The organism is Streptomyces sp. NPDC058985 (assembly GCF_042740985.1).
In the GTDB taxonomy this organism is placed as follows: domain Bacteria; phylum Actinomycetota; class Actinomycetes; order Streptomycetales; family Streptomycetaceae; genus Streptomyces.
In genome coordinates this window covers 22,475-44,275 of sequence record NZ_JBHYJX010000045.1, presented here as the reverse complement: position 1 = coordinate 44,275, position 21,801 = coordinate 22,475, and the positions used below count along the sequence as shown (strand labels likewise).

23 protein-coding genes are annotated in these 21,801 nt (G+C 73.1%); 14 read left to right on the top strand and 9 right to left on the bottom strand.

Annotation, left to right across the window (positions count from 1 at the left end; genetic code table 11):
* The first annotated feature begins 98 nt into the window (after window positions 1–98).
* Together ACFW01_RS30710 and ACFW01_RS30705 are read left to right on the top strand one after the other, a co-directional pair.
* Window positions 99–1,475: an NAD(P)/FAD-dependent oxidoreductase gene (locus ACFW01_RS30710; RefSeq protein ID WP_384509073.1), complete on the top strand. Its 1,377-nt coding sequence runs from the start codon at window positions 99–101 to the stop codon at window positions 1,473–1,475.
* A 100-nt stretch (window positions 1,476–1,575) separates the two neighbouring features.
* Window positions 1,576–3,822 (top strand): FUSC family protein, encoded by a 2,247-nt coding sequence (locus ACFW01_RS30705; RefSeq protein WP_384509070.1) that lies wholly within the window; start codon window positions 1,576–1,578, stop codon window positions 3,820–3,822.
* A gap of 18 nt (window positions 3,823–3,840) precedes the next feature.
* On the opposite strand, the gene ACFW01_RS30700 is transcribed toward ACFW01_RS30705, so the two are convergent.
* The 4 genes from ACFW01_RS30700 to ACFW01_RS30685 form a co-directional block, all read right to left on the bottom strand.
* The gene (locus ACFW01_RS30700) at window positions 3,841–4,275 is read right to left on the bottom strand and encodes a hypothetical protein (RefSeq protein ID WP_122618714.1); all 435 of its coding nucleotides are present in this window, start codon (window positions 4,273–4,275) and stop codon (window positions 3,841–3,843) included.
* A 28-nt stretch (window positions 4,276–4,303) separates the two neighbouring features.
* The gene (locus tag ACFW01_RS30695) at window positions 4,304–5,137 is read right to left on the bottom strand and encodes a DUF1206 domain-containing protein (RefSeq protein ID WP_234959315.1); all 834 of its coding nucleotides are present in this window, start codon (window positions 5,135–5,137) and stop codon (window positions 4,304–4,306) included.
* A 129-nt stretch (window positions 5,138–5,266) separates the two neighbouring features.
* The gene (locus ACFW01_RS30690) at window positions 5,267–6,106 is read right to left on the bottom strand and encodes a SigB/SigF/SigG family RNA polymerase sigma factor (RefSeq protein ID WP_384509066.1); all 840 of its coding nucleotides are present in this window, start codon (window positions 6,104–6,106) and stop codon (window positions 5,267–5,269) included.
* Window positions 6,107–6,302: 196 nt separating this feature from the next.
* Window positions 6,303–6,740 (bottom strand): ATP-binding protein, encoded by a 438-nt coding sequence (locus ACFW01_RS30685; RefSeq protein WP_234959313.1) that lies wholly within the window; start codon window positions 6,738–6,740, stop codon window positions 6,303–6,305.
* 156 nt (window positions 6,741–6,896) lie between these two features.
* Here ACFW01_RS30685 and ACFW01_RS30680 point away from each other — a divergent pair, with 156 nt between their 5' ends.
* Window positions 6,897–7,112 (top strand): hypothetical protein, encoded by a 216-nt coding sequence (locus ACFW01_RS30680; protein ID WP_161328881.1) that lies wholly within the window; start codon window positions 6,897–6,899, stop codon window positions 7,110–7,112.
* Window positions 7,113–7,444: 332 nt separating this feature from the next.
* Window positions 7,445–7,900, top strand: a complete 456-nt coding sequence (locus ACFW01_RS30675) for a cyclic nucleotide-binding domain-containing protein (RefSeq protein WP_384509062.1) — start codon at window positions 7,445–7,447, stop codon at window positions 7,898–7,900.
* A 5-nt stretch (window positions 7,901–7,905) separates the two neighbouring features.
* Here ACFW01_RS30675 and ACFW01_RS30670 read toward each other — a convergent pair whose 3' ends face one another.
* The gene (locus tag ACFW01_RS30670; protein WP_384509059.1) at window positions 7,906–9,216 is read right to left on the bottom strand and encodes an MFS transporter; all 1,311 of its coding nucleotides are present in this window, start codon (window positions 9,214–9,216) and stop codon (window positions 7,906–7,908) included.
* A 70-nt stretch (window positions 9,217–9,286) separates the two neighbouring features.
* Entirely contained in the window at window positions 9,287–9,901 is a 615-nt protein-coding gene (locus ACFW01_RS30665; RefSeq protein WP_384509056.1) for a LysE/ArgO family amino acid transporter, read from the bottom strand.
* 129 nt (window positions 9,902–10,030) lie between these two features.
* Here ACFW01_RS30665 and ACFW01_RS30660 point away from each other — a divergent pair, with 129 nt between their 5' ends.
* The 3 genes from ACFW01_RS30660 to ACFW01_RS30650 all read left to right on the top strand — a co-directional run bounded on the left by ACFW01_RS30660 (window position 10,031) and on the right by ACFW01_RS30650 (window position 11,655).
* Complete coding sequence (locus ACFW01_RS30660) at window positions 10,031–10,936, top strand: LysR family transcriptional regulator ArgP (protein WP_234959344.1); 906 nt, start codon at window positions 10,031–10,033, stop codon at window positions 10,934–10,936.
* Window positions 10,937–11,050: 114 nt separating this feature from the next.
* A complete protein-coding gene (locus ACFW01_RS30655) occupies window positions 11,051–11,305 on the top strand; it encodes a WhiB family transcriptional regulator (protein WP_234959309.1) in 255 nt (84 codons plus the stop codon).
* Window positions 11,302–11,655, top strand: coding sequence for a DUF488 family protein (locus ACFW01_RS30650; protein ID WP_234959308.1), 354 nt, complete (start codon window positions 11,302–11,304; stop codon window positions 11,653–11,655). The genes ACFW01_RS30655 and ACFW01_RS30650 overlap by 4 nt, the downstream gene beginning before the upstream one ends.
* A 36-nt stretch (window positions 11,656–11,691) precedes the next feature.
* On the opposite strand, the gene ACFW01_RS30645 is transcribed toward ACFW01_RS30650, so the two are convergent.
* Complete coding sequence (locus ACFW01_RS30645) at window positions 11,692–13,365, bottom strand: FAD-binding dehydrogenase (RefSeq protein WP_384509052.1); 1,674 nt, start codon at window positions 13,363–13,365, stop codon at window positions 11,692–11,694.
* Window positions 13,366–13,409: 44 nt separating this feature from the next.
* Complete coding sequence (locus ACFW01_RS30640) at window positions 13,410–14,033, bottom strand: TetR/AcrR family transcriptional regulator (RefSeq protein WP_384509049.1); 624 nt, start codon at window positions 14,031–14,033, stop codon at window positions 13,410–13,412.
* 110 nt (window positions 14,034–14,143) lie between these two features.
* Here ACFW01_RS30640 and ACFW01_RS30635 point away from each other — a divergent pair, with 110 nt between their 5' ends.
* The 3 genes from ACFW01_RS30635 to ACFW01_RS30625 all read left to right on the top strand — a co-directional run bounded on the left by ACFW01_RS30635 (window position 14,144) and on the right by ACFW01_RS30625 (window position 16,837).
* Window positions 14,144–14,773 (top strand): alpha-ketoglutarate-dependent dioxygenase AlkB, encoded by a 630-nt coding sequence (locus tag ACFW01_RS30635; protein ID WP_234959306.1) that lies wholly within the window; start codon window positions 14,144–14,146, stop codon window positions 14,771–14,773.
* A gap of 75 nt (window positions 14,774–14,848) precedes the next feature.
* On the top strand, window positions 14,849–15,595 hold the full coding sequence (locus tag ACFW01_RS30630; RefSeq protein ID WP_234959305.1) for an MBL fold metallo-hydrolase: 747 nt from the start codon (window positions 14,849–14,851) through the stop codon (window positions 15,593–15,595).
* Window positions 15,596–15,604: 9 nt separating this feature from the next.
* Window positions 15,605–16,837 carry a DUF4032 domain-containing protein gene (locus ACFW01_RS30625; RefSeq protein ID WP_234959304.1) on the top strand — a complete coding sequence of 411 codons (1,233 nt, stop codon included), beginning with the start codon at window positions 15,605–15,607 and terminating at the stop codon, window positions 16,835–16,837.
* Between the two features lie 28 nt (window positions 16,838–16,865).
* Here the strand turns inward: ACFW01_RS30625 and ACFW01_RS30620 are convergent, their stop codons facing one another.
* Window positions 16,866–17,732, bottom strand: coding sequence for a universal stress protein (locus ACFW01_RS30620; RefSeq protein WP_384509044.1), 867 nt, complete (start codon window positions 17,730–17,732; stop codon window positions 16,866–16,868).
* A 61-nt stretch (window positions 17,733–17,793) separates the two neighbouring features.
* Between ACFW01_RS30620 and ACFW01_RS30615 the strand changes: the two genes are divergently transcribed.
* The 4 genes from ACFW01_RS30615 to ACFW01_RS30600 all read left to right on the top strand — a co-directional run bounded on the left by ACFW01_RS30615 (window position 17,794) and on the right by ACFW01_RS30600 (window position 21,752).
* Window positions 17,794–18,162 carry a VOC family protein gene (locus tag ACFW01_RS30615; protein ID WP_234959302.1) on the top strand — a complete coding sequence of 123 codons (369 nt, stop codon included), beginning with the start codon at window positions 17,794–17,796 and terminating at the stop codon, window positions 18,160–18,162.
* Between the two features lie 94 nt (window positions 18,163–18,256).
* Window positions 18,257–19,933, top strand: a complete 1,677-nt coding sequence (locus ACFW01_RS30610; RefSeq protein WP_384509041.1) for an FAD-dependent oxidoreductase — start codon at window positions 18,257–18,259, stop codon at window positions 19,931–19,933.
* A gap of 11 nt (window positions 19,934–19,944) precedes the next feature.
* The gene (locus ACFW01_RS30605) at window positions 19,945–21,402 is read left to right on the top strand and encodes an ATP-binding protein (RefSeq protein ID WP_384509098.1); all 1,458 of its coding nucleotides are present in this window, start codon (window positions 19,945–19,947) and stop codon (window positions 21,400–21,402) included.
* Complete coding sequence (locus tag ACFW01_RS30600; protein ID WP_384509038.1) at window positions 21,399–21,752, top strand: UBP-type zinc finger domain-containing protein; 354 nt, start codon at window positions 21,399–21,401, stop codon at window positions 21,750–21,752. The genes ACFW01_RS30605 and ACFW01_RS30600 overlap by 4 nt, the downstream gene beginning before the upstream one ends.
* Window positions 21,753–21,801 lie beyond the last annotated feature (49 nt).

Genomic DNA, 21,801 nt, shown 5'->3' with positions numbered 1-21,801 from the left:
CACCGGCGTGGGCGCGATGGGATTGCCGAGGTGCGAAGCAGCGATCCAGGGGCAGGCGAAGGGCGTTCGCGGCGGAACGTCCGACGCCGCAGAAAGGGATGAACACCGTGACACGACCCAGGATTCTGGTGGTCGGCGCAGGTTTCGCCGGCGTCGAGTGCGTCCGCCGACTGGAGCGGAAGCTCGCCCCCCGAGAAGCCGACGTCACCCTGGTGACCCCCTTCTCCTACCAGCTCTACCTGCCGCTGCTGCCCCAGGTCGCCTCCGGGGTGCTGACCCCCCAGTCGATCGCGCTCTCCCTGCGCCGCAGCAGCCGCTACCGGACCCGGATCATCCCGGGCGGCGCCATCGGCGTGGACCTCAAGGCGAAGGTGTGCGTGGTGCGCACCATCACCGACCAGATCGTCAACGAGCCGTACGACTACATCGTCCTCGCACCCGGAAGCATCACCCGCACGTTCGACATTCCGGGGCTCACCGACAACGCGTTCGGCATGAAGACGCTGGCGGAGGCCGCGTACGTCCGCGACCACGTCATCTCCCAGCTGGATCTCGCCGACGCCAGCCAGGACCCGGTCGAGCGCGCCTCCCGGCTGCAGTTCGTGGTCGTGGGCGGCGGTTACGCCGGTACCGAGACCGCGGCCTGCCTCCAGCGGCTGACGCACGCGGCCGTCAAGCGGTACAACCGGCTCGACCCGAGTCTGATCAAGTGGCACCTGATCGACATCGCCCCGAAGCTGATGCCCGAGCTGGGCGAGAAGCTCGGGCGCGACGCGCAGGAGGTCCTCGCCCGGCGCGGCATCGAGATCTCCCTGGGCGTCTCCATCGACAAGGCCGGTCCCGAGGAGGTCACCTTCACGGACGGCCGGGTGGTGCCGACCCGCACGCTGATCTGGACGGCGGGCGTGGTGGCGAGCCCGCTGATGGCCACGCTCGGCGCGGAGACGGTCAAGGGGCGGCTCGCGGTCACCGCCGAGATGTGTCTGCCGGACCACGACGGGGTGTTCGCGCTGGGCGACTCCGCCGCCGTGCCCGACCTCGCCAAGGGCCAGGACGGCGCGGTGTGCCCGCCCACCGCCCAGCACGCGATGCGGCAGGGCCGGCACGTGGCCGAGAACCTCATCGCCACCCTGCGCAACCAGCCGATGCGGCCGTACGTGCACAAGGACCTCGGTCTCGTCGTGGACCTCGGCGGCACCGACGCGGTCTCCAAGCCGCTCGGCGTCGAGCTGAAGGGCCTGCCGGCGCAGGCCGTGGCCCGCGGCTACCACTGGTCGGCGCTGCGCACGGGCGTGGCCAAGGCCCGGGTGGCGGCCAACTGGGCGATCAACGCGGTGGCCGGCGACGATTTCGTCCGCACCGGCTTCCAGGCCCGCAAACCGGCCAAGCTGAAGGACTTCGAGTACACCGACGCCTATCTGACCCCGGAACAGGTACGGGAGCGGGTCGAGGGAGCGGGTCTGGGGGAGCGGTGACCCCGCGGCCGCTTCCGGCCCGCGGCATGACATGCTGAGAAGTGGATCTCGGCGTGAACCGGCCGGGAATCGGCTGTGAATCGGGAGAGTGTACGGCGGCGTGAAGGCAGCGGGGCGCTCGGTGCGGACACGGCTGCGGGACAGCGTCGCCGCGTCCGACCCCGGGCTGTTGCGGCTGACGGCGGGACTGCGGACGGTGGGCGCCATCGCGCTGACGCTGGCGGTGCTCGCCGTGCTCGGCGTGGACGTCAAGCATCTGGTGGCGGGCGCCATGGCGGCGATGGTCGCCACGTTCGCCATCCGGGAGAAGGAGCTGGGCCCGCAGGCCGTGACGCTGGCGCTGGGCCTGCCCGTCGCCCTGGCCTCGGCGTCGCTCAGCACGCTGCTGACCTCGCGGGTGGTCCTCGGCGACGCGATCTTCGTCGTCCTGATCTTCTGCGCGGTCTTCGTCCGCCGGTTCGGCGACCGCGGCACCGCGCTGGGGCTGATCGGCTTCCAGGTCTACTTCGTGTCGCTGTTCGTCGGCGCGAAGGTGTCGGGGCTGCCGGCCCTGTGGACCGCGTTCGCGGTGGCGTTCGCGTCCAGCGCGGTGGTGCGCTTCGGGATCGTACCGGCGACACCGGCGCGGATCCTGCAACGGCTGCGGCAGGCGTTCCGGGCCCGCCTGGCGCAGCTGATCGCCTCGCAGGAGGAACTGCTGGACGCCGGTCCCGACGACATCGAGAAGACCCTGGAGCGGCTGCGCGAGGGCACCGCGCGGCTGCACGAGACGGCCCTGATGATCCAGTCCCGGCTGGAGGAGGGCACGCCCGACGAGTCCACCGCGCGGCTGGTGCAGCGGCGCATCGCGGACGCCGAGATCGCCGCCGAACGACTGGGCCTGCTGCTGCTGACCGCGCGCAGCGCCGAGCGGGCGGACACCCTGACGCTGCATCTGCCGGGGGCGCCCGCACCCTCGGTGGGGCACTCGCCGGCGCCCGGTGAGGCGACGGACATACTGCGCCGGGACCTGGCGGCGCTGCGCACGCTGGTACTGAAGCCGCCGGCCGAGGCGCGCGGGACCGCGCTGTCCCAGCTGCGCAACCGGCTCCTGGGCTACCGCGACGAGGAGAACCTCCCCGAGGCGACCCCGGCCGTCCAGGACGTGTTCCGCGGGATCGGTGAGAGCGCGCGGGCGGTCATGGGACTGCGGATCGCACTGGACGGGCCGCAGGACGAGTCGGACGACTCACCGGCGACGGCCCGTTCCCGGGAGGAGCTGGACGCCGAGGACGCGGCGATCGACGCCGGCGAGGAGGCGGCGGCCGAGGACGAGCCGACCGGGCTCAGGCGGCCCACGACGCGGGCCGCGGTGCAGGTGGCGGTGGGGTCCTCGCTGGCCATCGTGGGCGGTGAGCTGCTGTCGACGCAGCGCTGGTACTGGGCGGTCCTCACCTGCTGGATCGTCTTCATCAACACCGCGTCCACCGGCGAGATCCTGGTCAAGGGCTACCGCCGGCTGCTGGGCACCGTGCTGGGCGTGGTGGCCGGCATCGTGCTGGCCGGCCTGGTCGGCAACCACACCTGGACCGCGTTCGGGCTGGTGCTGGTGCTGATCTTCGCGATGTTCTACACGGCGCCGCTGTCGTACACGCTCATGTCGTTCTTCGTCACGGCGATGCTGGGGCTGCTGTACACCCTGCTGCACACGTACAGCATGTCGGTGCTGCTGCTGCGGGTGGAGGAGACGGCGCTGGGCGCGGCGTGCGGGATCGTCGCGGCGGCGCTGGTTTTGCCGATACGGACCGACCGGCGGACGAACGAACTGCTCGGCACGGTGCTGGAGCGGCTCACCGACGTCACCGAGGGCGCCGTCGACCAGCTCAGCGGCGGTCCCGCGGCCGACCTGCTGGACACGGCCCGGGAGCTGGACCAGGCGCTCGGCGACCTGCGGGCCGCCGTGCAGCCGCTCACCCACCCGATCACGCCGCTGCGCTCGCGGCGCAACACGGCGCAGTACGTCGTCGCGCTGCTGGAGACCTGCGCCTACCACGCGCGGTCGCTGGCCGCGACGGCCGAGCTGCTGCCCACCCACCCGTCGATCGCGGCCGACCCGAGGCTGCGCGGGGCGGTGCGGCGCACGGTGCGCAACATCGAGGCGATCGCCGCCCACGTCGAGGACGACGACACCGTGACCGAGGTGGAGACCGGCCCCAGCATCGCCTCGCTGCTGGAGCCGGACGCCGCCGGGACGCCCCGGTACGGCAGGATCACCGGCCGGGTGCTGCGGCACCTGGAGCGGCTGGACGAGGCGGTGGTCGGCCTCGCCCGGCCGCTGGGTGTGGCCGTGAAGACCCCGCAGCGCTGAGCTGCCGGAGCCGGGCGGTCAGAAGTCGCTGGGCAGACCGCTCGCCTCGGCGATGCCGCGCAGTTCCTCGTTCTGCCGGTGGCGTTCCTTGAGGTAGTCGGCTATCTCGCCGAGACGTTCGGGGTCGGCGGCGGTGGTCGCGTCGGTGACGACCCGGACCGGGCCGGTCTCGTCGGTGCTGATCTCGACGACTTCGTTGTCCAGCCGCCCGGTGACGGCGGTGGCGATGACCAGGGCGGCCTCGTCCCTGATCTCCTGGGGCAGCGCCTCGGCGTTGTCGCCGTCCAGGGAGAAGTCGATGGTCGGCATCTGCTGCTCGTCGATCGCCTGGAGGACCGGTTCCACCACGCTGAGCAGCAGCTGGTAGTCGTCGTTCGGCATGCGGACGCGCAGGAGGTCGAGGTAGACGTCCACGGGACGTCCGTCCGGCGGAGGAATCTCGTGTTCGTTCATTCGCCCCGTGTTCCCCGTGCCGCCCGGCTCAGACGCGGCGCCAGCGTGCCAGCGCGAAGGAGAAGACCCCGAACAGCACCAGACCGGCGGCCACGAGGGCCAGGAGCCAGGGGCCGAGGGGGGTCTCGGCGAAGGAGCGGAGGGTGTCGTCGAGGCCCTTGGCCTGATCGGGTTCGTAGTCCACCGCGGCCCGCACCGCGAAGGCGCCCGCCGCCGCGAACACGGCTCCGCGGGCCACTCCCCCGCCGACGCCGGTGACGTCGAGCAGCGTCCGGGCCCGGGAGCCGAGCGCGCCGAGCTTCAGCTTCTTGTGGTAGCTGCGGCGGATGGCCTGCACGGCGATCACCACTCCGGCGACGACGATGCCGGCTCCGGCCAGTCCCACGATCCACTGCCCGGCGGGCATCTCCATGACCTTGGCCGTGACGTCCTGGGACTGCTGGTCGCTGGAGCCGCTGCCGCCCGCGCCGGCCGCGAAGGCCAGGACGGAGTAGGCGACGAAGGCGTAGAAGACGCAGCGGGCCGCGGCCGGCAGCCGCTTCTTGGCCTTGTGCCCGTCCTTGCCGGTGGCGCCGAAGGCCGCCTCGGACAGCCGCCACAGCGCCATGCCGACGAGCCCGATGCCCAGCGCCCACAGCAGGACGGCGCCGAACGGCTTCTCCGCCAGCTCCTCCAGGGCGCCGCCCCGGTCCGCCTGGCGGTTTCCGGTGCCGAAGGCGATCTGCAGGGCCAGGATGCCGACCAGCAGGTAGATGACTCCGCGAGCGCTGAGCCCCGCCCTGGCGGCCCCCTCGGCGGCCGATCCGTTCGCGGCCTTCCGGGCGCTGCCGCGGCCTGTGCGTGCCATGACTCGTGCGTTCATGTGGACCTCCCCTCCGGGACACCGCATGCCCCGGCATCGGCCCCGCACGCACGGACCGGCCCGCACACCGCCCAGCGGTGTACGGGCCGGAGTTCACGCCGCGCCCCTGCCCCGTCCCGGGTCAGGGCATCAGCGACCGTGTGTCCGCTCGCCGAGCGCCTCGTCGCGGACCCGGGCGCAGCTGCGGCTGATGAGCCGTGAGACGTGCATCTGCGAGATGCCCAGCGTGTCGGCTATCCGGCTCTGCGTCATGTCCTCGAAGAAGCGCATGTAGAGGATGGCGCGTTCGCGTTCGGGCAGCCGTCGCAGGCCCGTCTTGGCGGACTCGCGGTCGATCACGGTGTCGTACGAGGCGTCCGCGGCGCCGAGGGTGTCCGCGAGGCTGTAGCCGTCGTCGCCGGCCGACAGCTCGGCGTCCAGCGACAGGGTGCTGAAGCTCTCCAGCGCCTCCAGGCCGGCGCTCACCTCGTCCTCGGTGAGGCCGGTGTGGGCGGCGAGGGCGGTGAGCGAGGGTTCGGGGCTGCCCGGGCTCTGGGTGAGTTCACGGCGTGCCACCCGCACCTTGTTCCGCAGCTCCTGGACCCGGCGGGGGACCCGCAGCGCCCACATCCGGTCCCGGAAGTGGCGCTTGACCTCGCCGGTGATGGTGGGCACGGCGTAACTCTCGAAGGCGCCGCGCTCCGGGTCGAAGCGGTCGATGGCCTTCACCAGGCCGAGGGCCGCCACCTGGCGCAGGTCCTCCAGGGACTCGCCGCGGTCCCGGAACCGGCCGGCGATCCGGTGGGCCATGGGCAGCCAGGCGGTGACGAGTTCGTCGCGCAGGGCGTCCCGCTCGGGGCCGTCCGGCAGGCCCGCGAGGCGGCCGAAGAGGGCCATGGTGTCGGGGGCGTCGTCGTGGCGACGGCGGCCGGCGGTGGCATTGGAGGTTCCCGGGGCGTCGGGGCGGCCGGTGGGCGTTTCTACGAGCATGCGGATTCGCTCCTGAACGGTGGTGTCAGGGGACTTGCCGCGAGAACGGCACCGTTCGGCCCACCCCGGTCGCGAACCGCGCGATCCGGAGGAGCCGAAGCGGCCATACCGCTCCCGCTGCTGCGCCTCCGGTCCGAAGCACGATTCTGCGACTGCCCCTGCCCCGGTGGAACAAACTCCGCTTTGCGAAATGTACTCAGGACAGCGGAACGAGGACGGTGATGCACTTGCCGCCGGCGGGAAGATCTGCCACACGCACGTCGTGGGCCAGCCGGCAGACGATCGGCCAGCCCCGGCCGCCGAGGCGTCGGCGGCCCTGGTCGTCGGTGGCCGGTACGGCCACCGGCAGATCGTGGCTGCGGTCGCTGACCGACAGGCGCACGCCGGATCCCACGACGTCGACCCGGAAGCCGGTGATGCCGCCGCCGTGCAGGATCGCGTTGGTGGTCAGCTCCGAGGCGACCAGCACGGCGTCCGAGAGGGCGCGCGCGTCGTACCGGGCGGGACCGTCGGCGCCAAGGCGGCCGGTGACGGCGCGTTCGACGGCTCTGCGGGCGTCGGCGGGCCGGCACGGCCGGTACCGGTCCGTGCCGTACTGATCCACGACGGTTTCGGTCGTGTGCCTGTCGCACATACGTCCGCTCCCTGATCGGTGACATGAGCCTTCGGTCCGGGGCGTGCGCCGTACGGACCCGTCACTTCCGGCTGACCTGTGGCCGTACCGGCAAACCTCGGGCCCTCCTTGTGGCCCAACGGCCATCCGGGCGCCCTGCGCGGGTACGCGGAGTACATGACGGATGTTGTGGACTCGGACGAACTGCTCCGCCGGATGCACCGGGCGAGGACCTGTGCGCTGGAGGAGACACGGAGCTGGCGGGACCGGAGCGCGGAACTGCGGCCGACCGATCCGGAGGGATCCCGGGAGGCTGCCGTACGTGCGGTGGCGTACGAGGCCGTCCTGCGGGTGCTGGACGAGGTACTGACCCCGGGGCGCCACCCGCAGTGAGCGGTGCCGGGACGGATCGGCGCCGCCGGGCGCGCGTGAGTCCGGTCACGTACGCGTGCCCCGGTTTCCCCGGACACCCCAGGATGGTTTAGCGTTCATCCATACGTGGCGACGGAGTCGATGGAAAAGTCCTCCGCGGTCACCGCAAACGGCCCTGGCCGGCCTCCCCCGTCCGGCCAGGGCTTTTTCATGCCCGCGCACCGCCGTCCCCGGATTCCGCACCGAATCCGTACGGGATCCGCCGTCCGCCGAATGGCCCAGCGCGCCGACAACGACTGAAATGGGCATAGGGAAAGCCCCGGAACCGAATCGCCGGCGAGGAGCCCCGTGCCATGACCAAAGCGATCAAACTCCTGACCGCCCTTCCCCCGGCCCAGCGGGAACGGCTGATGGCGCTCGCGCGGGAGATCTCGTTTCCGGAGGACGCCCGGATCTTCGAGGCGGGCGACCGGGCCGACCGCTTCTGGGTCATCCGCTCCGGCGCGGTCTCACTGACCCAGCAGGTGACGCCCCTGCAGAAGGTCACCGTCGCCAGCCTGGGCGTGGGCGACCTGCTCGGCTGGTCCTGGCTGTTCCCGCCCTACGAGTGGGACTTCGGCGCCGAGGCGTTCAGCCAGGTGCGCGCCTACGAGTTCGACGCGGCCACGGTGCTCGACCTGTGCGAGCAGGACCCGCACCTGGGCATCGTGCTGGTGCGGTCGGTCGCCGAGATCCTCGCGCACCGGCTGGAGACCACCAGGGGACGGCTCATGGATCACTACGCGCTGCACGGGCGCGGGTCCCTGTAGGCCGCTCAGACGCGGTAGCGGCGCAGCGCCGGCACCGCGGCCGCCAGGGCCAGCATCACCACCACGACGAGCAGCCCGCCGCCCGTCACCGCCTCGCGCGGGCCGAAGGCGGAGCCGGCCCCGCCGTGCAGGACGTCGGCCAGCCGCGGGCCGCCCGCCACGACGACGGTGAACACACCCTGCATCCGCCCGCGCATCTCGTCGGTCGCGGCGGACAGCAGGATCGCCCCGCGGAACACCATGGACACCATGTCGGCGACGCCCGCCACCGCCAGGAACGCCACCGCGAGCCACAGACTCCCGCTCAGTCCGAATCCGGCGATGGCGGCACCCCAGACGACGACCGCGCCGATCACCATCCAGCCGTGCCGCCGCGCCCGGGAGAAGGTGCCCGAGAAGAGCCCGCCGGCCACCGCGCCGACCGGGATCGCCGCGAACAGCAGCCCCAGGGCGAGCCCTTCGCCGTAGGGGGCGTAGGTCTCGGCGGCGAGCTGCGGGAACAGCGCGCGGGGCATGCCGAGGACCATGGCGACGATGTCGGCCAGGAAGGACAGCAGCAGCACCTTGTGCCCGGCGATGTAGCGGAAGCCGGCCGCGATCTCGCGCACGCCCGCGCGCCGCACCGCCGTGCCCGCGAGCGGCGGGAGGGCGGGCAGCCGGTAGACCGCCCACACCGTGACGCACAGGGCCAGCGCGTCGATCAGGTACAGCTCGGGCAGTCCGATCACCGGGATGAGCGCACCGGCCAGCAGCGGACCGACCACCTGCCCGGTCTGCATCACGGTCGAGCCGAGCGCGTTGGCCGCGGGCAGTTCGCCCTCGGGCACCAGCCGGGCGATGGAGGCGTTGCGGGCCGGGGCGTTGAGGCCCCAGAAGGCCTGCTGGAGCGCGAGCAGCAGCATCAGGGCGGCCACCGACTCCAGGCCGGTGACCGCCTGCACCCAGAACAGCAGCGAGGTGACGGCGATGCCGGTGTTGGTGATCAGCAGCAGCTTGCGGCGGTCCATGGTGTCGGCGACGGCGCCGCCCCACAGCGCGAACACGATCAGCGGCAGCAGACCGGCGAGACTGGCGGCGCCCACCCAGGCCGAGGAACCGGTGATGTCGTAGATCTGCTTGGGCACCGCGACCGCGGTGAGCTGGCTGCCGACGGCCGTGACGATGGTCGAGGACCACAGCCTGCGGTAGGCGGGGCGGCGCAGCGGGCGGGTGTCCATCGCCCAGCGGCGCCACCCGCGCCGCGCCCCCTCGTCCGGGGCAGGTGTCTTCGCCGCCCCCTTCTCGGTCCCGCTCTCGCTGCTCTCGCTCGTGTCCACGCGCTTCCTACGTGCTCGATACATCTTTCGACTGCGGAGATCAGTGTCGCAGCTCCGTCCGAGCGGGCGGTCAGGCGTCGGCGATGAGGCTCACCCCGAGGACGATCATGGTGGCGGCGACCAGTCCGTCCAGCACCCGCCAGGCCGCGGGCCGGGCCAGGAAGCGGCCGAGGTGGCGGGCGCCGAAGCCGAGGACCGCGAACCAGACCAGACTGGCCGCGGCGGCGCCCAGACCGAAGGTCCAGCGCAGCGGGCCCCGGTCGGCGGCCACCGAGCCCAGCAGGAACACGGTGTCGAGGTAGACGTGCGGGTTGAGCCAGGTCAGCGCCAGGCAGGTGAGCACCGCCCGGCGTCGGGAGCCGGCGGTGTCGCCCTCCGCCCGCAGCGCGCCCGCCGGGCGGAACACCCGCCGGGCGGCGAGGGCGCCGTAGCAGAGCAGGAAGGCGCCGCCGATCCAGCCGACCAGGGTCAGCGCGTCCGGCCACGCCACCACCACCGCGCCGACCCCGCCGACGCCCAGGGCGATGAGCAGGGCGTCGGACAGGGCGCAGATACCGACCACGGCGAGGACCGCGTCGCGACGGATCCCCTGCCGCAGGACGAAGGCGTTCTGGGCGCCGATGGCGACGATGAGCGAGAGTCCGGTACCGAAGCCGGCGGCCGCGGCGGTGAGGGCGTTGGTCATGCTCTCGACGCTAAGCGGACGATCACCGCAGGTACAGCTAAAGATTCTTACGTATCCTTAGCACTCGTGATGACGGATGGGATGACGGATGGGATGACGGACGGGACGACGGACGGGACGACGGACGGGATGACGGAGCAGACCGCTGATCTGCCGCTCGACCAGGTGCGCACCCTGCTGGCCGTGGTGGACGAGGGCACGTTCGACGCGGCCGCCGCCGCGCTGCACGTGACGCCGTCCGCGGTCAGTCAGCGGGTGAAGGCCCTGGAACAGCGCACCGGCCGGGTCCTGCTGCTGCGCACCAAACCGGTGCGGGCAACGGAGTCGGGCGCGGTGCTGGTGCGCCTCGCCCGCCAGGTCGCCCGGCTGGAGCGGGACGCCTACGCCGAGCTGGGGCTGAGCGGGGCGGCCGGCGAGCCCACCCGGGTGTCGGTCGCCGTCAACGCGGACTCGCTCGCCACCTGGTTCCTCGGCGCGCTCACGGAGTTGCCGCCGGAGCCCCGGCTCTGCTTCGAACTGCGGCGCGAGGACGAGGCCCACACGGCGGCCCTGCTGCGGGAGGGCGTGGTGATGGCCGCGGTGACCTCCTCACCCGATCCCGTCCCGGGCTGCGCCGTCCGGTTCCTGGGGCGGATGCGCTACCTGCCCTGCGCCGGCCCCGTATTCGCCGAGCGCCACCTGAGCGGGCCGCTGCGGGAAGCGCTGGCCGTGGCACCCGTGGTGGTCTTCGACCGGCGGGACGACTTCCAGGACGGCTTCGCCCGGCGGTTCGGGCACGGCGGCGCGAGCATCGCGCGGCACTACGTGCCCACCTCGGAGGGGTTCGTGGAGGCCGTCGCCGCCGGCCTCGGCTGGGGCATGGTGCCGGAGCCGCAGGCGGAGCCGCTGCTGCGCGCCGGGAGGCTCGTCGACTTCGCGCCGGACCTGCCGGTGGACGTCCCGCTCCACTGGCAGCAGTGGAAACTCGACTCCCCCGCGCTGGCCATGGTGGCCGACGCGGTGACGGCGACGGCCCGGCGCGCACTGCGACGCTAGACACATCGCCGAGTCCGTGGCGTCGGGCCGGTTTCGGCCCGCCGTCGACAGGTCACCCGCATCGGAGCAATCCATGCATGAGGGCGCGAACGAAACCGATCGCAGGTGACTTTGATGGACAACTGGCGAGAGTACGCCGCGTGCCGTACGGAGGATCCCGACCTGTTCTTCCCCATCGGCACCACCGGCCCGGCCGCTTTGCAGACCGAGCAGGCGAAGGCGGTCTGCCGCGGCTGTCCGGTCCAGGAGCAGTGTCTGCGATGGGCGCTCGACACCGGGCAGTCCATCGGCGTCTGGGGCGGGACCGACGAGCTGGAACGCCGTGCGCTCAAGCGGCGCGAGGCCGTGCGCAGAAGGTCGGGCGCGTGACCGTCCGGGTGCGCCGCGTCTACGAACCGCCCGAGCCCGACGACGGGGTGCGGGTCCTGGTGGACCGGCTGTGGCCGCGGGGCGTGTCGAAGGACGCGGCGCGGGTGGACGAGTGGCCCAAGGGCCTCACCCCGTCGACCGGGCTGCGCCGCTGGTACCACGCGGGCGAGGGCTCCTTCGCGGAGTTCACCGAGCGGTACGAGGCCGAGCTGGCCGCACCCGAGGAGGCGGAACTCCTCGACCACGTGCGGGAGCTGGCGGGCGCGGGGGACGTGACGCTGCTGACGGCGTCCAAGTCTCCCGCGGAGAGCCACGCCGCCGTGCTGCTCCGCCTCCTCGACGGGAAGTGAGGCCGCGGAGCAGCACGCGGGCGGCCTCCCCGTCGGTCAGGCCGTGCGGCGCGCCGCGTCGCGGCCCGCGGCCCGTCCGGAGAACAGGCAGCCCCCCAGGAAGGTGCCCTCCAGCGCGTTGTACCCGTGCACCCCTCCCCCGCCGAAGCCGGCCACCTCACCGGCCGCGTACAGCCCCTCGACGGGCGTGCCGTCGGCGGTCAGGGCGCGGGAGTCGAGGTCGGTCTGGACGCCGCCGAGGGTCTTGCGGGTGAGGATGTGCAGCTTGACGCCGATCAGCGGGCCCGCCGCGGGGTCGAGAACGCGGTGCGGTCCGGCGACCCGGCCGAGCCGGTCGCCGATGTAGCGGCGGGCGTTGCGGATGCCCTGGACCTGGGCGTCCTTGGCGTACGGGTTGGCCATCTGGAGGTCCCGGGCCTCGATCTGGCGCCGGATCAGGGCCGCGTCCAGGAGGGGCTTGTCGGTCAGCCCGTTCATCTTCTCGACCAGTTGCTCCAGGTTCGGAGCGGTCACGAAGTCGGCACCCTTGCGCAGGAAGGCGTCCACCGGGGCCGGGGCGCCCTTGCCGAGGACGCGTTCGCGCAGGAAGCCGGCCCGGTCCTTGGCGGTGATGTCGGGGTTCTGCTCGGAGCCGGAGAGCGCGAACTCCTTCTCGATGATCTTCTGGGTGAGGATGAACCAGGAGTGGTCGTGCTCGGCGAGGCCGTCCGCCGTGCGCAGGTGCCGCAGGGTGCCCAGGGTGTCGTAGCCGGGCAGGCAGGGCTCGGGCAGCCGGCGGCCGAGGGCGTCGAACCACAGGGACGACGGTCCGGGCAGGATGCGGATGCCGTGGCCGGGCCAGATCGGGTCCCAGTTGCGCAGGCCCTCGGTGTAGTGCCACATCCGGTCGCGGTTGACCAGGCGGGCGCCCGCGTCGGCGCTGATGCCGAGCATCCGTCCGTCGACGTAGGCGGGGACGCCGGTGACCATCCCGGCGGGCGGGGTGCCGAGACGCTCGGGCCAGTGGCCGCGGACGGTGTCGTGGTCGCCGCCGATGCCTCCGGAGGTGACGATCACAGCCTGGGCGGTGAGTTCGAACTCGCCGGCCGCGTCGCGGTTGGAGGCGACTCCGCGGGGCGAGTCGTCCTCGGCGAGGAGCGTGCCGCGCACGCCGCGCGCGGTGCCGTCCTCGACGATCAGGTGGTCGACGCGGTGGCGGTGGTGGAAGGTGAGCAGTCCGTCGCGCGCGGCCTGCTGGGCGTACCGCACGAAGGGCTCGACCACGCCCGTGCCGGTGCCCCAGGCGATGTGGAAGCGGGGCACCGAATTGCCGTGCCCGCCGGCCCTGAGGTCGCCGCGCTCGGCCCAGCCGACGGTGGGCAGGAAGGTGATGCCGTGCCCGGCGAGCCAGGACCGCTTCTCCCCCGCCGCCCACTCCACGTAGGCCCGGGCCCAGCGCACCGCCCAGGAGTCCTCGTCCTCGGTCCGGTCGAAGCCGGCGCTGCCCTGCCAGTCGTTCCAGGCCAGGTCGAAGGAGTCCTTGACGCCGAGGCGGCGCTGCTCCGGGGAGTCGACGAGGAAGAGGCCGCCGAGGGACCAGAAGGCCTGGCCGCCGAGGTTGGCCGCGTTCTCCTGGTCGAGCAGGGCTACCTTCCGGCCCCGGCTGGTCAGCTCGTGGGCCGCGACCAGGCCCGCCAGGCCCGCTCCGACCACGATGACGTCGGCATCCATGGCGACCGTCCCTTCCTTGTCCGTAGTGGTCCGTAGTTGCTCTGTCATTGACGAGCGCTGCCGTCGGTGAGCAGCGCGGTGAGCAGTTGTCCCAGCCAGACCCGGGCGTGCTCGACGTCCCGGTCGAGGAGGAGCTGGGTGGTGACCCCGTCGTACGCGGCCACCACGGCGTGCGCGGCGCCCTCGGCGTCGCCCAGCACGGCGGGCAGGGCGGTGTGTCCGCGGGCCCGGGCGAGCCGGCCGGCGATCGCGCGTCGGAGGCGGGCCCGGTGCTCCAGCAGGGCCCCGGCGACCTCCGGGTCGCGGGCGGCGTGCACCAGGAAGTCCGTCTTCACCAGGAGCCAGTCCCGGTCCAGGAGCAGCACCTCGGTGACGCGGTCCACGGCGGCCGGCACGTCCAGGGCGGGTCCGTCCTGGGCGAGGGCGCCGGCCACCTGTTCCGCGATCAGGTCGGCCCGGTCCCGGTAGAGGGCGAAGAACAGCTCGTCGAGGCTGTCGAAGTTGGAGTAGAACGCACCCCGGCTGTACCCGGCCGCCTCGCAGACCTCCTCGATCGAGACCCGGCCGAACCCCTTGGCCGCGAACACCGCGAACGCCGCGTCCAGGAGGTTCGCGCGGGTGCGCACGCGCCGTCTGGTCACCCGCCCGGCCGTCGCCTTCAACGCCATGTCCGGCTCCCCTGCTCCATTCGATGCGCGAATGTATCGGATACACCAACGTATCGAAAGGGCCACGACACACTTAGAACATATTTTCGACCAGCGGGTACGCTGGTCCCATGACCACGCACCTCCAGGGCTCGCTCTTCGACCAGACCGACGAGGTCCGGCTCGGCCCGCTGGACGGACTGCGCCGCACCCACCTCGGGGCGGGTGCCTGGATCGACCTGCTCCCGGGCTGGCTGCACGGCGCCGACGCGCTGTTCGAGCACCTGGCCACCGAGGTCCCGTGGCGCGCGGAGCGGCGTGCCATGTACGAGCGGGTCGTGGACGTACCCCGGCTGCTCGCCTTCTACGGCGCCGGCGACCCGCTGCCGCACCCCCTGCTGACCGAGGCCCGCGACGCCCTGTCCGCGCACTACGCCGACGAGCTGGGCGAGCCGTTCACCACGGCCGGGCTGTGCCACTACCGCGACGGCCGCGACAGCGTCGCCTGGCACGGCGACCGGATCGGACGCGGCGCGCGCCAGGACACGATGGTCGCCATCCTCTCGGTCGGCGCACCCCGGGACCTGCTGCTGCGCCCGGCGGGCGGTGGCGGCGGGACCGTACGCCGCCCGCTCGGCCACGGCGACCTGATCGTGATGGGCGGCTCCTGCCAGCGCACCTGGGAGCACTGCGTCCCGAAGAGCACCCGTGCCGCGGGCCCGCGCATCAGCGTCCAGTTCCGTCCGCACGGCGTGCGCTGAGGGGCGGACGGCCGTCACCGTGCCGGATCTGCTTGGCTGGTGCGGGCAGAGCCGGAACGGAACGCGGGAGACCCCATGGGCGCGGACGTACGACACGTGGCCGACGGCACCTACCTGGTGCACGGTTCGCACACCAACTGGGTGATCCTCACGGACGGCGACGCGGTGACCCTCGTCGACACCGGCTACCCGGGCGACCGGCGGCTGCTGCTCGACTCCCTGGCAGCGGTGGGCAGTTCACCCGAGGCGGTGACGGCCGTACTGATCACCCACGCGCACAACGACCACCTGGGCTCCGCCGAGTACCTGCGCGCCGCCCACGGCACCCCGGTCCTGCTGCACGAGGCCGAAGTGCCGCACGCCCGGCGGGACTTCCTCCAGCAGGTGTCGGTCGGCACGGTCCTGCGCAACGGCTGGCGGCCGGGCGTGCTGCCCTGGATGGTGCACGTGCTGCGCTCCGGCGGCACCGAGCAGCATCCGGTGACCGCGCCCGCGCCCTTCCCGTCGGACGGCGCCCTGGACCTGCCCGGGCGGCCGGTACCGGTGCACACCCCCGGACACACGGACGGGCACTGCGCCTACCACCTCCCCGACGCCGGGGTGGTGATCTCCGGGGACGCCCTGGTCAGCGGGCACGCCATCGGCCGGACCCGGGGGCCGCAGCTGCTCCCCGACATGTTCCACCACGACCGGGCGGGCACCCTGGCCTCGCTCGGCGTCCTCGCCGGACTCGACGGCGACGTCCTGCTCCCCGGGCACGGGCCCGTCCACCGCGGCCCCGTCAAGGAAGCCGCGCTACTGGCCCGGGAACGCGCCGCTTAGAGTCTTGGCATGGCCTTGCAGATCAGCGCCACCAATCCGGAGCACCCCGCGCTCCTGCTCGAACTGCCGTGGCAGCTGCCGCTGGAGCAGTGGCCCGAGGAGTACCTCGTGCCGCTGCCGCGCGGCATCTCCCGGCACGTCGTCCGCTACGCCCGCGCCGGGGACGAGGTCATCGCCGTCAAGGAGCTGGCCGAACGGCCCGCGCTGCGCGAGTACCAGCTGCTGCGCGACCTCGACCGGCTCGCCATCCCCGCGGTGGACGCGCTGGCCGTGGTGACCGGCCGCACCGGCACCGCCGGCGAGGAGCTGGAGCCGGTGCTCGTCACCCGGCACCTCGGCGGCTCGCTGCCGTACCGGTCGATGTTCGAGACCACGCTGCGCCCGGCGACCATGCACCGTCTGATGGACGCGCTGGCCGTCCTGCTGGTGCGGCTGCACCTGGCGGGGTTCGCCTGGGGCGACTGCTCGCTCTCCAACACGCTCTTCCGGCGCGACGCGGGCGCCTACGCCGCGTACCTCGTCGACGCCGAGACCGGCGACCTGCACCCGCGGCTCAGCCCCGGACAGCGCGACTACGACCTCGACCTGGCCCGGGTGAACATCAGCGGCGAGCTGCTCGACCTGGAGGCCTCCGGGGCGCTGCACCCGTCCGTCGACCCGATCGACTTCGGCACCGAGATCTGCGCCCGCTACCGGACGCTGTGGGAGGAACTGACCCGCACCTCGGTGTACCCGGCGGGCAAGTACCACTACATCGAGCGCCGGATCCGGCGCCTGAACGACCTCGGTTTCGACGTGGCCGAGATGCAGATAGAGCACGCCTCCAACGGCGACACGGTCACCTTCGTGCCCAAGGTCGTCGACGCCGGCCACCACCAGCGCCAGCTGCTGCGGCTGACCGGCCTGGACGCCGAGGAGAACCAGGCCAGGCGGCTGCTGAACGACCTGGAGAGCTGGATGGCCACCCAGGACGACTACGCCCCGGGCGACCCCCTCGGTGCCCGCCCGGAAGTCCTCGCCCACCGCTGGGTGCGCGAGGTCTTCCGGCCCACCGTGCGCGCCGTACCGCCGGACCTGCGGGGCTCGATGGACCCGGCCGAGATCTACCACGAGCTGCTCGAGCACCGCTGGTACCTCTCCGAGCGGGCCCAGCACGACATCGGCCTGGACACGGCCGTCGAGGACTATCTCGTCAACATCCTGCCCAAGGCCCGGGAGACCCTTCAGCCCATGTCGGACTGACCTCCCGGGCCGCCCCGCGCGCGCGGTCTCAGGTGTGCGGGACCACCGCCACCGGGCAGCCGGCGTGGTGCAGCACACCGTGCGCCACCGAGCCGATCCGGGCACCGACGGCCGTACGGCGGGCGCGGCGGCCCACGACCATCAGCTGGGCGTTCGCCGCCACCGACAGCAGCACCTGACCGGCGCTGCCCATCTCCACGTGCTCCACCACGGGCACGTCCGGGAAGCGCTCGCGCCAGGGAGCGAGCGCCTCGCCGAGCGCCTTCCGCTCGTACTGCTCCAGCCCGCCGGCCTCGTCGGCGAGCGCCATCGAGCCGGGGCTGTAGGTGAAGACCGTCGGCAGGGCCCAGGCCCGCACGGCGCGCACGGTGGCGCCGCGCGCGGCGGCCGCCTCGAAGGCGTACCCGATCACGTCGGCACTGTCCTCGGGCTCGCCCTGCTGGCCGACGACGACCTCGCGGCCGGCGGCCTCACCCGCGGCCTCGTCGCCGGCGCGCACGAGGACGACGGGCCGGGTCGCGTCGGCGATCACCTGGCGGCCGACGGAGCCGAGCAGGAAGCCGACGACCGCCCCGTGGCCGCGCGAGCCGAGCACCAGCGTCTCGGCGTCGGCCGCGGCGGCGAGCAGTACGGCGACGGGGTCGTCGGCCTCGCGGACCTCCGTGGACACGGTCAGCTCCGGGTGCCGCCCGGTGATGATCCGGACCGGCTCGGCGACCGCGTCCCGCACCCAGCGCTCCTGCGCGTCCCGGTCCCCCTCGCCGCCGTCCCGGACCTGCCAGGAGTGCACGACGTGCAGCGCCGCCTCCCGGCGGACCGCCTCCCTCGCGGCCCAGGCCAGTGCGGCCAGGCTCTCCTCCGAACCGTCCACGCCTGCCGTGATCGGGCGCGTCATACGGGTCCCTCCCTGTGTCGCGGTGACGTCCATGGGGCCCAGTCTTCCCTACGATGTCCGCATGCCATTGGAGTGGGAGCAGGTGGTGGTCGACGCGGCCGACCCCGAGGCCCTCGGGCGCTGGTGGGCCCGGGCGCTGGGCTGGGTGGTGGTGGACGACTCCCCCGACGAGTACGAGATCCGTCCGGAGCCGGACCGGCTGCCGGGACTGCTGTTCGGCCGGGTGCCGGAGGGCAAGGCCGGGAAGAACCGGCTGCACCTCGACTTCCGGCCCGTGGACCAGGCGGCGGAGGTGGCCCGCCTGCTGGAGCTGGGGGCGCGCCACGCCGACGTGGGCCAGGGCGAGGACGTCCCGTGGGTGGTGCTGGCCGACCCGGAGGGCAACGAGTTCTGCGTGCTCGGCCCCCGCGGCGGGAGCCCGGCTGCCTGAGCGAGGTGCGGCGATCGAACATACGATGGGCTGCAGGCCGGTGCGGTGACGGGGACGCCGTGCCGTGAATCCGGCCGCTCTACGTGGGGGACGCATGGCACAGGACGACGGGGCGACGCGGACCGTCATCATGACCGTGGACGACGATCCGGGGGTCTCCCGCGCCGTCGCCCGCGACCTGCGGCGGCGCTACGGCGCCACGTACCGCATCGTGCGCGCGGAGTCCGGTGAGTCGGCCCTCCAGGCGCTGCGGGAACTGAAGCTGCGCGGCGACCTGGTGGCAGTGCTCCTCGCCGACTACCGGATGCCGCAGATGAACGGCATCGAGTTCCTGGAGCAGGCCCTGGACATCTATCCGGGCGCCCGGCGGGTGCTGCTGACGGCGTACGCGGACACCGGCGCGGCGATCGACGCGATCAACGTCGTCGACCTGGACCACTACCTGCTCAAGCCGTGGGACCCGCCCGAGGAGAAGCTGTACCCGGTCGTGGACGACCTGCTCCAGGCCTGGCGCACCGGCGACCACCGGCCGGTGCCCAGCACCAAGGTCGTCGGGCACCGCTGGTCGGCGCGGTCCTCCGAGGTCCGCGAGTTCCTGGCCCGCAACCAGGTGCCGTACCGCTGGTACGCGTCCGACACACCGGAGGGGCAGCGGCTGCTGTCGGCCGCGGGGCAGGACGGGCAGCGGCTGCCGGTGGTGATCACACCGGACGGGACGCCGCTGGTGGAGCCGGAGGCGCCCGACCTCGCCGCGCACGTGGGCCTGGCGACGACCCCGACCTCGGACTTCTACGACCTGGTGGTGATCGGCGGGGGCCCGGCCGGGCTGGGAGCGGCCGTGTACGGGGCCTCGGAGGGGCTGCGGACGGTGCTGGTGGAGCGGTCGGCGACCGGCGGCCAGGCCGGGCAGAGCTCCCGCATCGAGAACTACCTCGGCTTTCCCGACGGTGTCTCCGGCGGCCAGCTCACCGAGCGGGCCCGGCGGCAGGCGGCGAAGTTCGGCGCCGAGATCCTCACCGCGCGGGAGGTGACCGGCCTGGAGGCCAACGGGGCGGCGCGGGTCGTGCGCTTCTCGGACGGCTCGGCGATCGCCGCGCACAGCGTCATCCTGGCGACCGGCGTCTCCTACCGGCAGCTCGCGGCCCCGGGCACGGACGAACTGACCGGCTGCGGCGTGTTCTACGGCTCGGCGCTGACCGAGGCCGCCTCCTGCCAGGGTCACGACGTGTACATCGTCGGCGGCGCCAACTCGGCCGGGCAGGCGGCGATGTACCTCGCGCGGGGCGCCAAGTCGGTGACGCTGCTGGTGCGCGGCGGCTCCCTGGCGGCGTCGATGTCGCACTACCTGGTTCAGCAGATCGAGGAGACGCCCAACATCCACGTGCGCTGCCACGCCGTGGTCGAGGGCGTGCGGGGCGACGGCCGGCTGGAGCGGCTGACGCTGCGCGACGCGGAGGCCGGCGGCACCGAGGAGGTCGACGCGCAGTGGCTGTTCGTGTTCATCGGCGCGGCGCCGCTGACCGACTGGCTGGACGGGACGGTGCTGCGGGACGAGCGCGGGTTCATCCTCGCCGGGCCCGACCTCACCGTGGACGGGCGGCCGCCGGCGCAGTGGGAGCTGGACCGCCCGCCGTACCACCTGGAGACCAGCGTCCCCGGCGTGTTCGTGGCGGGCGACGCCCGCGCCGAGTCCGCGAAACGGGTCGCGTCCGCCGTCGGAGAGGGAGCCATGGCCGTGATGCTCGTCCACCGGTACCTGGAGCAGTCGTGAGCGGGCGGCCGATGCCGTGCGCCCCCGAGGAGATCGGGAAGCTCTTCCTGTTCGAGAAGCTCTCGCCCGAGCAGCTGGGACGGCTGTGCGCGGAGGGGCGGGTCGAGTTGTTCGAGCCCGGCCCGGTGTACACCGAGGGCGAGGACGCGACGTGCTTCTACGTGATGATCGAGGGGTCGGTCGTGCTCTCCCGCAGGGTCGGCGGGGACGACGTGGAGACCAACCGCACCTCGCAGCGCGGTGTGTACGCGGGCGCGATGCAGGCGTACGTCGGTGACCGGCTGCCGCAGGTCTACAACAACTCGATGCGGGTCACCGAGCCGACGCGGTTCTTCGTGCTGCCCGCCGCGACGTTCGCGGCCGTCATGCGGGAGTGGTTCCCGATGGCGGTGCATCTGCTGGAGGGACTCTTCTTCGGGTCCAAGAGCACGCAGCGGGCGGTCGGGCAGCGCGAGCGGCTGCTGGCCCTGGGCTCGCTGTCGGCCGGTCTCACACACGAGCTGAACAACCCCGCGGCCGCCGCGGTGCGGGCCACGTCGACGCTGCGGGAGCGGGTGGCGAAGATGCGGCACAAGCTGGCCGTGATCGCCGAGGGCCCGTTCTCCCGGGACGCGCTGGCGGGGCTCATCGAGATCCAGGAGCGCACGGCCGAGCGGGTCGCCAAGGCGCCGTCGCTCAGCCCGCTGGAGGCCGCCGACCGGGAGGACGCCCTCACCGACTGGCTGGAGGACCACGGCATCGACCACGGCTGGCAGCTCGCCCCGACCTTCGTGCAGGCGGGTCTGGACACCGACTGGCTGGAGCAGGTCGCGGCGGCGGTGGACGAGGAGATCCTCGCGGGAGCGGTCGGCTGGCTCAACTACACCGTCGAGACCGAGCTGCTGATGAACGAGATCGCGGACTCCACCGCCCGGGTCTCCCACCTCGTCGACGCCGCCAAGCAGTACGCGCAGCTCGACCGGGCGCCCTACCGCACCGTCGACGTCCACGAACTCCTGGACAGCACCCTGCTGATGCTGTCCGGCAAGATCGGCCCCCGGATCGAGGTCGTCAAGGAGTACGACCGCACGGTGCCGAAGGTTCCGGCGTACCCGGCGGAACTGAACCAGGTGTGGACCAACCTGATCGACAACGCGGTCGCCGCGGTGAACGGCGCGGGCGGCGCCGGCACGCTGACGGTGCGGACCGCCCTCCACCACGACCGGCTGCTCGTGGAGTTCCGCGACACCGGCACCGGGATCGCCCCGGAGATCCGGGAGCGCATCTTCGACCCGTTCTTCACCACCAAGCCGGTGGGCGAGGGCACCGGGCTCGGCCTGGACATCTCCTGGCGGATCGTGGTCAACAAGCACCACGGCGCGCTCCAGGTGGAGTCCGAGCCGGGCGACACCCGTTTCCAGGTGCTCCTGCCGCTCACCGCCGCCGAGCCCGATCCGACCGAGGAGACGGCACGAGAGGAGACGGCATGACCAGCGACACCGGAATCGACCCCACCGTCCCGCCTAGCGGCAGCGGCTGCGCCGAGTGCGACGCGGTCGGCGGCTGGTGGTTCCACCTGCGGCGCTGCGCGAGCTGCGGCCACGTCGGGTGCTGCGACAGCTCGCCGGGGCAGCACGCGACCGGGCACTACACGGCCACCGGGCACCCGTTGGTGCAGAGCTTCGAGCCGGGCGAGGAGTGGTACTGGGACTACGCGGCCGGCGAGGTGCGCGAGTCCGGTCCCGGCCTCGCCCCGCCGGCCAGCCACCCCGAGGACCAGCCGGCGCCCGGACCGGCCGGCCGGGTCCCGGCGGACTGGGCCGCCACTCTGCGGCGCTGACCGCCCGCGGGCCGGTCCGGCGGGCCCGGGCGGGGACCGGGTGATCCCG

Coding starts and splice junctions, on each gene's coding strand:
- ACFW01_RS30710 (WP_384509073.1), top strand. CDS start 99: ATGAACACCGTGACACGACCCAGGATTCTGGTGGTCGGCGCAGGTTTC.
- ACFW01_RS30700 (WP_122618714.1), bottom strand. CDS start 4,275: ATGAACGAACACGAGATTCCTCCGCCGGACGGACGTCCCGTGGACGTC.
- ACFW01_RS30695 (WP_234959315.1), bottom strand. CDS start 5,137: ATGAACGCACGAGTCATGGCACGCACAGGCCGCGGCAGCGCCCGGAAG.
- ACFW01_RS30690 (WP_384509066.1), bottom strand. CDS start 6,106: ATGCTCGTAGAAACGCCCACCGGCCGCCCCGACGCCCCGGGAACCTCC.
- ACFW01_RS30685 (WP_234959313.1), bottom strand. CDS start 6,740: ATGTGCGACAGGCACACGACCGAAACCGTCGTGGATCAGTACGGCACG.
- ACFW01_RS30680 (WP_161328881.1), top strand. CDS start 6,897: ATGACGGATGTTGTGGACTCGGACGAACTGCTCCGCCGGATGCACCGG.
- ACFW01_RS30675 (WP_384509062.1), top strand. CDS start 7,445: ATGACCAAAGCGATCAAACTCCTGACCGCCCTTCCCCCGGCCCAGCGG.
- ACFW01_RS30665 (WP_384509056.1), bottom strand. CDS start 9,901: ATGACCAACGCCCTCACCGCCGCGGCCGCCGGCTTCGGTACCGGACTC.
- ACFW01_RS30660 (WP_234959344.1), top strand. CDS start 10,031: ATGACGGAGCAGACCGCTGATCTGCCGCTCGACCAGGTGCGCACCCTG.
- ACFW01_RS30655 (WP_234959309.1), top strand. CDS start 11,051: ATGGACAACTGGCGAGAGTACGCCGCGTGCCGTACGGAGGATCCCGAC.
- ACFW01_RS30645 (WP_384509052.1), bottom strand. CDS start 13,365: ATGGATGCCGACGTCATCGTGGTCGGAGCGGGCCTGGCGGGCCTGGTC.
- ACFW01_RS30640 (WP_384509049.1), bottom strand. CDS start 14,033: ATGGCGTTGAAGGCGACGGCCGGGCGGGTGACCAGACGGCGCGTGCGC.
- ACFW01_RS30635 (WP_234959306.1), top strand. CDS start 14,144: ATGACCACGCACCTCCAGGGCTCGCTCTTCGACCAGACCGACGAGGTC.
- ACFW01_RS30630 (WP_234959305.1), top strand. CDS start 14,849: ATGGGCGCGGACGTACGACACGTGGCCGACGGCACCTACCTGGTGCAC.
- ACFW01_RS30625 (WP_234959304.1), top strand. CDS start 15,605: ATGGCCTTGCAGATCAGCGCCACCAATCCGGAGCACCCCGCGCTCCTG.
- ACFW01_RS30620 (WP_384509044.1), bottom strand. CDS start 17,732: ATGACGCGCCCGATCACGGCAGGCGTGGACGGTTCGGAGGAGAGCCTG.
- ACFW01_RS30615 (WP_234959302.1), top strand. CDS start 17,794: ATGCCATTGGAGTGGGAGCAGGTGGTGGTCGACGCGGCCGACCCCGAG.
- ACFW01_RS30610 (WP_384509041.1), top strand. CDS start 18,257: ATGGCACAGGACGACGGGGCGACGCGGACCGTCATCATGACCGTGGAC.
- ACFW01_RS30605 (WP_384509098.1), top strand. CDS start 19,945: ATGCCGTGCGCCCCCGAGGAGATCGGGAAGCTCTTCCTGTTCGAGAAG.
- ACFW01_RS30600 (WP_384509038.1), top strand. CDS start 21,399: ATGACCAGCGACACCGGAATCGACCCCACCGTCCCGCCTAGCGGCAGC.